Below are 9594 nucleotides of genomic sequence, written 5' to 3'. Positions count from 1 at the left end.
CGCACTGTCGGATGGATGGATCCCAGCTTTCGCTGGGATGACACCGGAGTGCATCACCGCCAGCTAGGTCCAGATACCCTTGGTCAGGCCGGGATAGAGGTCGTCCCATTGCGGATTGATCTGCCGAAACAGGTCGATCTTCCACTGGCGCTGCCAGGTCTTGATCTGCTTCTCGCGCTGGATGGCAGCATCGATCGAGGTGTGAGTCTCGAACCAAACGAGACTCGTCACGTCGTAGCGATCAGTAAAGCCTTGGGACAGGTGCAGCTTGTGCTCAGCGACCCGCCGGACAAGATCGTTCGTGACACCGGCGTAGAGAGTCCCGTTCCGGCCGGACGCCAGCAGATAGACGTAGTACGTCTTCCCCAAGTCGCCCCCCACAGCGAATTGTCGCTCCAGCAAAGGGTGGGTCCAACGCCCCAACTGCGCAAGTGGAGACTTGGATCCCAGCTTTCGCTGGGATGACATCTGGCGGAGGTTAGAGAGCGACCGGCCTCGCTGCCCCTAGCGCAGCTTCAGCGAACTCAGCCCGATCAGCGCCAGCACGAAGCTGATGATCCAGAAGCGGATCACCACCTGGCTTTCGGTCCAGCCCAGCATCTCGAAGTGATGGTGGATCGGCGCCATCTTGAACACACGCTTGCCGGTCAGCTTGAACGAGACGACCTGCACGATCACCGATACCGTCTCGAGCACGAACAGGCCGCCCACGATCGCCAGCACGATCTCGTGCTTGGTGGCGACTGCAATGGCGCCGAGGGCGCCGCCCAGCGCCAGCGAACCGGTATCGCCCATGAAGATCTGCGCCGGCGGAGCGTTGAACCAGAGAAAGCCGAGTCCCGCCCCGATCAGCGCTCCGCACACCACCGATAGTTCGGCGGTGCCGGGCACGTAGTTGAGCAGCAGGTACTCGGAAAAGTTCGCCGATCCGACCAGGTAGGCAATGAGCCCGAAGCAGGCCGCCGCCACCATCACCGGCACGATGGCGAGACCATCAAGCCCGTCGGTGAAGTTCACCGAATTGCCGGCGCCTACGATGATGAAGGCTGCGAAGACGTAGAAGAAGTACCACAGCGGCAGGCCCGAGCCCTTGATGAAGGGGAACATCAGCTGCGTCGAGATCTTCGGGTCGGTGACCGACGCCATGACATAGGCCGCGATCAGCGCGACGATGGCCTCGATGAGCAGTCGCTGGCGCCCAGAGAAGCCCTTGTGGGACATCTTGGTGACCTTGAGGTAATCGTCATAAAAGCCGATGGCGCCGAATGAAATCGTGACGAAGAGCACCGCCCAGACATAGAGATTGCTGAGGTTCGACCACAGCAGGATCGAGATCACCGCGCCCGACAGGATCATCAGCCCGCCCATGGTGGGCGTGCCCTTCTTGGTCAGCAGATGCCCCTGCGGCCCGTCCTCGCGGATCGGTTGCCCCCTGCCCTGCCTTAGGCGCAGCCCAGCGATCATGCCCGGGCCGAACAGGAAGACGAAGAACAGCGCCGTCATCACGGCGCCGGCGGTGCGGAAGGTGATGTATCGGAACACGTTGAAGGCGGCGAGGCTGTCGCCCAACTGCCCGAGGAAATACAGCATGCTGTCGGTGTCCCACCCGTCGCCTAGGCGTTCTCGAAGCGCTCGCGGATCTTCTGCACGAGCTGCGCTAGCCGGACGCCGTTCGATCCTTTGACCATAACTGCGTCGCCATAGGCAAGCGCCGCGAGCACCTCGTCGGCGATCTCGGAAGCGGTGGGCATATGGGTCACACCGGGCGCGTCGCGATCGGTCTCGGCATGGCGGCGCAGCGCCTCGGCCAGGGAACGCATGGCCTCGCCGACGAGGAAGATGCGGCGAGCGCCGGTCTTCAACACCGCGCCGAGCAGCCCGGCATGCAGCTGCGGGCCCTGCGGCCCCATCTCCAGCATGTCGCCCAGCACCAGCACCTTGCTGCCACCGGGTGGCACGATGCCCGAGAACAGGTCCATGGCCGCATTCATCGAAGCGACGTTGGCGTTGTAGCTCTCGTCGACGAGCAGCAGCGGCTTGTCGCCGGGCCCCAGGCGGAGCGTCAGTCCCCTGCCCTCGGGCGCGCCGAACCCGGCGAGCGCCGCGATCGCCGCGCGCGTCCCTTCGCCCGAGACCTGCGCGACGGCCAGCGCCGCAACGGCATTGGCCACCATGTGCCGGCCGGGCACCTGCAGGTGGAAGTTGTAGTGCTCGCCCCCGTGCACGACCTCGGCGAGCGTCCCCTTGGGCGAAGGGTCGGCCTTGACGATGCGCCAGTCGGCGCTCTCGTCGAAACCGTAGGTCACGACTTTGGAGACACCAGCGGCGCGCGCGTGGGCGAAGAGCACGTGCAGATAGTCGTGGTCGGTATTGAGCACCGCCGCGCCGCCCGGCTCGAGGCCGAGGAATATCTCGGCCTTGGCGGCGGCGATGTCGCTGACCGAGTTGAAGAACTCGAGATGCGCCGCGGCGACGGTGGTGATCACCGCCACGTGCGGGCGGACCATCTTGACCAGTTGCGCGATCTCGCCCGCGTGGTTCATGCCGACCTCGAACACCCCGAACTGCGCCTCGCGCGGCAGCCGCGCCAGCATCAGCGGCACGCCCCAGTGGTTGTTGAAGCTCCTGATCGAGTAGTGCGTCTCGCCGAAGGTGGCGAGCACGGTGCGGATCGCTTCCTTGGTGGTGGTCTTGCCGGCGCTGCCGGTCACCGCGACGATCTGGCCGCGGTTGCGGGCGCGCGCGGCGATGCCCATCGCTTCCAGCGCCTTGAGCGTATCGGGCACCACGATCAGCCGCTCGCCGCCCAGAGCCTTGAAATGGGCTTCCGAGACCAGCGCCGCCGAGGCGCCCGCCTCCAGTGCCTTGCCGACATAGTCGTGGCCATCGAGCTTGTCGCCCTTGATGGCGACGAACAGCGCTTCTGGCGCGATGTCGCGCGAGTCGATGGAAATCGAGGACAGCGGGCCGTCCGACAATCCCTCCGGGTGGCCGCCGGTGGCATTAACGACCTCGGCGACGGTCCAGAGCGGTCGCATGGGCTAGAGTCCTTTCAGCGTCTCCAGCACCACCTCGTGATCCGAGAAGTGGTGCTTGGTGGTGCCGACGATCTGATAATCCTCGTGCCCCTTGCCCGCAACCAGCAGCACGTCGCCCGGTTCGAGCTCGCGAACCGCGGTCTCGATGGCCAGCCGGCGGTCGCCGATCTCGCGCGCTCCCGACGTGGCGAGCAGGATCTGCATGCGGATCGTCGCCGCATCCTCGGTGCGCGGATTGTCGTCGGTGACGATGACGTCGTCGGCCAGGCGGTTGGCCGCATCGCCCATCATCGGGCGCTTGCCCTGGTCGCGGTCGCCGCCGGCCCCGAACACAACCTTCAGCTTCCGGCTGGCGTAGGGCCGAAGCGATTCGAGTGCCGTCTCCAGCGCCACCGGCTTGTGCGCATAGTCGACGAAGATCGCGGCGCCGTTGTGCTCCGCCACCAGTTCCAGCCGTCCCTTGGCCCCCTTGAGATGTTCCAGCGCCTTCACCGCCCTGGCGGGCTCGGCCCCCGTGGCGACGGCCAGCGCCAGCGCGACGGCGGCGTTGTTGACCTGGAAAGCTCCGGTGAGCGGCAGCAGGAAGCTGACCGGCTCGCCCACCATCCGGCCGGTGACGCGCTGGCCATAGCCCTCGTTGCGGATGTCGGTCAGTTCGAGGAACGCGCCCTCGCGACCCACCGTCATCAGGGTCGCCCCGCGATCGAGCGCGGCGAACAGGAACGGCATGTGCTCCGGATCATCGGAGTTGACCACCGCCGCGCCGCCCTCGGCGATCAGGTCCTTGAACAGCCTCAGCTTGGCCTCGCGGTAGGTCTCCATGTCGAGATGGTAGTCGAGATGGTCGCGGCTCAGGTTGCTGAACGCCACGGCGTTGAAGCGGATGCCGTCGGCGCGGCGCTGGTCCAGCCCCTGGCTCGAGACCTCCATGGCGACGTGATCGATGCCGACCGCCTTGAGCTCGCCGAGATCGCGATGCAGCGACAATGAGTCCGAGGTGGTCAGCTCGCGCGGCCGGATGCCCGCCCCGGTCTCCACGCCGACCGTCCCGAGGCTCGCCGCCTCGATGCCGCTGGCGGCCCAGATCTGGCGCACGAATGAGACGATGGAGGACTTGCCGTTGGTTCCGGTGACGCCGACCATGACCTGCGGCTGTGGCGCGAACTGCAGCGCGGCGGCCCGGGCATAGGCTGCCCGCACGTCTTCGACGACGACCACGGGCACGCCGGGAGCCGCATCGGGCGCGCGATCGGTCACCATCGCGATGGCGCCCTGGCTCACCGCCTGGGCGGCGAAGCCGTCGCCATGCACGCGTGTGCCCGGCAGCGCGAAGAAGGCTTCGCCCGCCCGGATGGCGCGGCTGTCGGAATTGATGCCCTCGACCGTCAGGTCGGGCACGGAGGCTGTAGCCCCCTTCAGCAGGTCTCTGAGCGCGTACGGCACGCTGTCATCTTCTCGGATCGCTTCAGCGAAGCTCTGGTGGGACAAGTTCACTATCCAACATTTCGCTGAAGTCGGGCGCGATTCCAAGCATCGGCGCGACCCGTTGAACAATACGGCCCGTGACTTCGCCCGCATTCCAGCCGGCCGTGGTACCGGATTGCGCGTTTTCCCGCTGCGGCTCATCGACGAGGATGACCATCGCGTAGCGTGGATCGTCGAGCGGAAAGGCCGAGGCGAACACGCTCAGCGTCTTGTCCGACGAATACGACTTCCCGACGACCTTTTCCGCCGTGCCGGTCTTGCCGCCGACGCGATAGCCGTTGGCGATCTTGTTCATCCGCGTGCCCGAGCCCTCGAGCGCATTGAGGCGCATCAGGTAGCGGATCTCCTCGCTGGTCGAGGGCGAGATTACCGGCACATAGGTCTTGCGGGCCTCCTCCTCGGAGCGCTTGTACATGGTGGGCACCACCATGTTGCCGTCGTTCACGAACGCAGCAACGGCGCGCACCATGTGCAACGGGGAAACCGACAGGCCGTGCCCGAAGCTCGACGTCGCGGCAACGATCTCGGAGAACTTGGCCGGCACCTTGGGCTTGCGCATCTCGGGCAGCTCGAACGGCACCGGCTGATCCATGCCGATCTTGCTGAGGAAGGCGCGGAAATCGTCCTTGCCCATCGCCTGCATGACGTGGATGGTCCCGATGTTGGACGAGTACTTGTAGATTTCCGGCACCGACAGGATGCGGTGCTTGCCGTGGAAATCGTCGATGGTGAAGCGGCCGAAGCGAACGCCGAAGCGCGCGTCGAACTGGTCCGTGATCCTGACCTTGCCGCTGTCGATCGCACCGGCCATGGTGATGGTCTTGAAGGTCGAGCCCAGCTCGTAGATGCCCGAGGTGATGCGGTTGAAGCGGTCGTTCTTGACCCCGTTATAGTCCTGGAACAGCGTCGAGGGGTTGTTCGGGTCGAAATCCGGCAGCGAGACGAGCGCCAGGATCTCGCCCGTCCGCACGTCCATCACGACCCCGGCGGCGGCGATGGCCTTGTAGCGCGCCAGCGCGTCGACCAATTGCTCGTACACCGCATGCTGCACGCGCAGGTCGATGGACAGGCTCACCGGCGTCAGGTCGTTGCCACGGGCCAGGCCGACGGACTGCAGCAGCGCCAGGCTGTCATCGTCCATGTGCTTTTCGATGCCCATGGTGCCCTGGTTGTCGATGTTGACCGCGCCCAGGACATGCGACGCCTCGGCGCCTGACGGATAGAACCGCTTGCTCTCGGTGACGAAGTCCAGCCCGGGAATGCCGAGCTGGAACACCTTCTCCTCGATGGCCGGCGTCAGTTCGCGCTTGATCCACACGAAGCCCTTGTCGCCGGTCAGGCGCTTGCGCAGCCAGTCCTCGTCGAGGTCGGGCAGCACGGTGCGCAGCTTGTGCACCGCCTCCTCGACGTCGATGATCCGGCGCGGCTCTGCGAACAGCGAGGGCACGCGGATGTCCACGGCCATCTCGAGCCCGTTGCGATCGAGGATCGGCGGCCGGCTGGCGGTGATGACGTCCCGCGCCACGCCCTCGATGGTGGAATCCGTGACCGTCGCGCCGAGCTGGATCAGGCGTCCGCCTACCGTTGCGAACACCAGCAGCAGGGCCGCCACGACCCAGCGGATGCGCGCCTTGGTCAGGTTGCCGCGCGACTTCCGCCCGCCGTCGAGCGAGATCGTCTCGGCGCCAACGGAGAGGATCGCCATCTAGTTGGCCTCGATGAGTTGTTCGATCGGGTCGATGCCCGCATCGAGGGAGTTCAGCAACGCGTCGAGTGCGGCCGTATCGGGTGCCGCCGGCCGCATCGGCAGGTTGTCCATGCGGCCGAACTGCTCCTGGCTGGTCGGCAGCAGCGCCAGCGCTTCCTGGTGGCGCGCGACGATCGGCCCGACATGCGCCGGCTGGTTCAGATAGGACCAGTCGGCCTTGAGCAGGCTCAGCTCTCCGGTCTGCCGGTCGATCTTGCGCTCGAGCGCGGTCTTTTCCGACGCGATGTCCTCGACGGCGTACTTGAGGCCATAGACGCCCACCAGCGCCGCGAGCGTCGTGCAGAACAGGATGATGTTAAGCATCCGGATCATGCTGCACCCCGCGACATCGGCACGCCGAGCCCGGCATAGCTGAGGGAACGCGCCGCGGCGGCCGTACGAACGCCGGAGCGGAGGGTGGCCGAACGGGACCGAGGGTTGCGCGCGGTCTCGGCGTCGGACGCCTTGCGCGCCTTGGCCACCGGCGACCAGCGCGAGGCCTCTTGCGTGACCTGCGGCAGGTGCCGCGACTGGGTCGGTGCGCCCTTCTCAGGGTCGAAGAAGCGCTTCACGATCCGGTCCTCGAGCGAATGGAAGGTGACGACCGCCAGCCGCCCACCTTCGGTCAGGAGGCGCTCGCTGGCGAACAGCCCCTCGACCAGTTGCTCGAACTCGCCGTTCACGGCAATGCGCAGGGCCTGGAAGCTGCGGGTCGCGGGGTGCGCGTCGCCCGGCTTCCGGCCGATGGTCTTCTCGATGAGTTTCGCAAGCTGGGTCGTCGTCGTGATCGGCTGGCTCGCCCGCGCCGCGACGATCGAATGGGCGATCCGGCGCGACTTGCGCTCCTCGCCGAAGGCAAACAGCAGGTTGGCCAGATCGGCTTCGTCGAGGCCGTTCACGAGTTCCGCCGCGCTCTCCCCTTCGCTCGACATGCGCATGTCGAGCGGCCCTTCCTGCATGAAGGAAAAGCCGCGCTCGGCCTGGTCGAGTTGCATCGAGGACACGCCGATATCGAGCACGACGCCATCGACAGGGCCGCCCGCCAGCTCATCCAGATTGGAAAACGTTCCCGCCACGAAGCTGAATCGACTCGGAAAATCGGCACTGAGCCGTTCGACATGCGGCAGCACCGACGGATCGCGATCGAGCGCTATCACCGAGGCCCCGGCATTCAACAGCGCACGCGAGTAACCGCCCGCGCCAAACGTGCCGTCAAGGATGCGCGCCCCTTCGAGCGGCGCGAGCGCTTCGAGCACTTCGGCCAGCAGAACCGGCACGTGCGGCCCCTGCTGCTCGCTGCCCTCCGGCTTGCTCATCTTCCGCCCGAACTCCACTCCGGCCGCAACCGGCACACAACCACCCAATGATGGGGTATCGGCGCACTCTGACGGGGCCAGATTAAGATTCTGTTGAGCTTAAGTAGGTCGCTAGACCCAGTTCTCGACCTTGAGACCGGGGATGCGATCGAACTCGCGGCGGTTGTTGGTGACGAGCGTCACATCGAGCGAGCGGGCATGGGCGGCAATGAGCATGTCGTTGGAGCCAATGGGGGTTCCCTGGCGCTGCAGTTCAGTCCGAATCTGGCCGTAGTGCAAGGCGGCCTCGGGGCCGAATGGAACAATCTGCAAAGGTTCGACAAAAGCCGCGAGTGCCGCCAGATTGTCGTCCTTGCGCTGCGAGTACTCCATGCCGAACGCGAGTTCACCGTATGCGATGGCTGAAAGGCCCACGCGATCGATCACGTCCGTCAACCGCTCCGCCGCGGCGAGGAAACGCCGGTTCATGATGTAGATCGCGACATCGCTATCGAGGAGATACTCAATCATCGAAGGCGATATCGTCGGAGGGGGGCGGGTCAGGAATGTTGGGATCGAAATCTTTCGCCAGGAACGGGCCATTGCGCAGATAGTCCCGCCAGGCCTGGGCGGGGTCCTTGACCGGCTTGATCACGAGCCCACCGTCTTCGGTGGGTTCGATCGTTACCCGCTTCACGTCGGCGGCGAATGCCAAATCCTTGGGTATCCGCACTGCCTGGCTGCGGTTGGACTTGAACACCGCCGCTTCGCGAACTGCTGATGGATCGTGCTTGTTCATGGTAGCGCTCATGTATATCCCAGTGGGATATACATACACTCTTGGCGCTCCATCCTCAAGGTCAGGTGAAGTGCCAGTTGACCTATAAGCCGGGTTCTGTAGGGCCTGCGCCTCGCGGCGCAGACGTGGTGACCATTCATCTTTGACCGGCATTGCTGCCGGCCTTGTGCAACCAACCCGGACGACCGGCTTCGAAATCAGCTGGGGCCGAAACCCCGCGTCGTCCCTATTTGGTCTTGCTCCCGGTGGGGTTTGCCGTGCCGTCCCTGTTGCCAGGTCCGCGGTGCGCTCTTACCGCACCCTTTCACCCTTGCCGGCCCCGAAAGGCAGGCGGTTTGCTTTCTGTGGCACTTTCCCTGGGGTCGCCCCCGGCGGCCGTTAGCCGTCACCGTATTTCGATGGAGCCCGGACTTTCCTCTCCCACGGAAACAGGAGCGGCCACCCGGTCAACTGGCGAGGCGCATATGGGGGAGCGGCAGGCGCCCCGTCAAGCAGCCAGAGTCGCGCGGCCTAGGCAGCGCGCTTCATGATCTGGTTGTAGGCGTTGTTGATCGCCGCCATCCGGTTCGTCGCCACATCGATCAGTTCCTCCGGCACGCCCTTGGCGATCAACCGGTCCGGATGATGTTCGGCCACCAGCAGCCGGTACACCCGCCTGACCTCGTCGCGATCGGCATTTGGCGCAAGACCCAGCACCATGAAGGGATCGGCGCCGCGGTCGAAAAGCACGTGTTGCGAGGTCAGTTGCTCGAAGCGGGCCTCGTCGAAGCCGAAGATGTCACTGACATTCTTGAGGTATTCGAGCTCGGACTCATGGATCATGCCATCTGCCGAGGCGATGAAGAACAGCCCGTCGAGCACGTGCTCGAGCGTATCCGGGCTATCGGAGAAGAAGCGGCGAATCTTCCTGGCGTAGGCCTCGTAGCCGGCCACGTCCTGCTGGGCGAGCTTGAACAGCCTGTCGACCTGCTGCTCGATGCCGGGCGGGATCTCGACGGTGCGCTGGAAGGCGCGCAGTTCTGACGCCGTCACCACGCCATCCGACACCGCCATCTTGGCCGAGAGCGCGATCAGCGCCAGCGTGAAGGCAGCATCGCGGCCACCGGGCAGCCAGTTGTCGGGGTCGAGCGCGTTGACGAACGAGCCGACCAGACCCGTGCGCTCGGACGCAGACCCCATCAATGCCGCCAATCGCTGCCACACCGACATGCGCTTCTCCAATCGGGGCGC

10 protein-coding genes and 1 other RNA gene are annotated in these 9594 nt (G+C 65.4%); all 11 read right to left on the bottom strand.

The annotated features are described in order from the left end of the window. Positions 1 to 63: 63 nt before the first annotated feature. The 11 genes from J0I99_RS12575 to J0I99_RS12525 all read right to left on the bottom strand — a co-directional run bounded on the left by J0I99_RS12575 (position 64) and on the right by J0I99_RS12525 (position 9573). Positions 64 to 369 (bottom strand): GIY-YIG nuclease family protein, encoded by a 306-nt coding sequence (locus J0I99_RS12575; protein WP_291397983.1) that lies wholly within the window; start codon positions 367 to 369, stop codon positions 64 to 66. A 135-nt stretch (positions 370 to 504) separates the two neighbouring features. Further along, the gene (gene mraY, locus J0I99_RS12570) at positions 505 to 1590 is read right to left on the bottom strand and encodes a phospho-N-acetylmuramoyl-pentapeptide-transferase (RefSeq protein WP_291397981.1); all 1086 of its coding nucleotides are present in this window, start codon (positions 1588 to 1590) and stop codon (positions 505 to 507) included. Positions 1591 to 1613: 23 nt separating this feature from the next. After that, positions 1614 to 3038 carry a UDP-N-acetylmuramoyl-tripeptide--D-alanyl-D-alanine ligase gene (murF, locus tag J0I99_RS12565; protein ID WP_291397979.1) on the bottom strand — a complete coding sequence of 475 codons (1425 nt, stop codon included), beginning with the start codon at positions 3036 to 3038 and terminating at the stop codon, positions 1614 to 1616. A 3-nt stretch (positions 3039 to 3041) separates the two neighbouring features. After that, positions 3042 to 4481 carry a UDP-N-acetylmuramoyl-L-alanyl-D-glutamate--2,6-diaminopimelate ligase gene (locus J0I99_RS12560; protein ID WP_291397977.1) on the bottom strand — a complete coding sequence of 480 codons (1440 nt, stop codon included), beginning with the start codon at positions 4479 to 4481 and terminating at the stop codon, positions 3042 to 3044. Between the two features lie 22 nt (positions 4482 to 4503). Continuing rightward, entirely contained in the window at positions 4504 to 6228 is a 1725-nt protein-coding gene (locus tag J0I99_RS12555; RefSeq protein ID WP_291397975.1) for a penicillin-binding protein 2, read from the bottom strand. After that, positions 6229 to 6603, bottom strand: a complete 375-nt coding sequence (locus J0I99_RS12550) for a hypothetical protein (RefSeq protein WP_291391973.1) — start codon at positions 6601 to 6603, stop codon at positions 6229 to 6231. Next, a complete protein-coding gene (rsmH, locus tag J0I99_RS12545) occupies positions 6600 to 7586 on the bottom strand; it encodes a 16S rRNA (cytosine(1402)-N(4))-methyltransferase RsmH (protein WP_291397973.1) in 987 nt (328 codons plus the stop codon). The genes J0I99_RS12550 and rsmH overlap by 4 nt, the downstream gene beginning before the upstream one ends. Before the next feature lie 111 nt (positions 7587 to 7697). Then, the gene (locus J0I99_RS12540; RefSeq protein WP_291397972.1) at positions 7698 to 8096 is read right to left on the bottom strand and encodes a PIN domain-containing protein; all 399 of its coding nucleotides are present in this window, start codon (positions 8094 to 8096) and stop codon (positions 7698 to 7700) included. Further along, positions 8089 to 8364, bottom strand: a complete 276-nt coding sequence (locus tag J0I99_RS12535; RefSeq protein ID WP_291391970.1) for an AbrB/MazE/SpoVT family DNA-binding domain-containing protein — start codon at positions 8362 to 8364, stop codon at positions 8089 to 8091. The genes J0I99_RS12540 and J0I99_RS12535 overlap by 8 nt, the downstream gene beginning before the upstream one ends. A gap of 69 nt (positions 8365 to 8433) precedes the next feature. Next, positions 8434 to 8818: RNase P RNA component class A (gene rnpB / locus J0I99_RS12530), an RNA gene on the bottom strand. 56 nt (positions 8819 to 8874) lie between these two features. Further along, positions 8875 to 9573: a DnaJ family molecular chaperone gene (locus tag J0I99_RS12525; protein WP_291397970.1), complete on the bottom strand. Its 699-nt coding sequence runs from the start codon at positions 9571 to 9573 to the stop codon at positions 8875 to 8877. Between the last annotated feature and the right edge of the window lie 21 nt (positions 9574 to 9594).

The organism is Devosia sp., from assembly GCF_017307495.1.
GTDB lineage: Bacteria > Pseudomonadota > Alphaproteobacteria > Rhizobiales > Devosiaceae > Devosia_A.
This window is presented reverse-complemented; position numbering and strand designations above follow the sequence as displayed.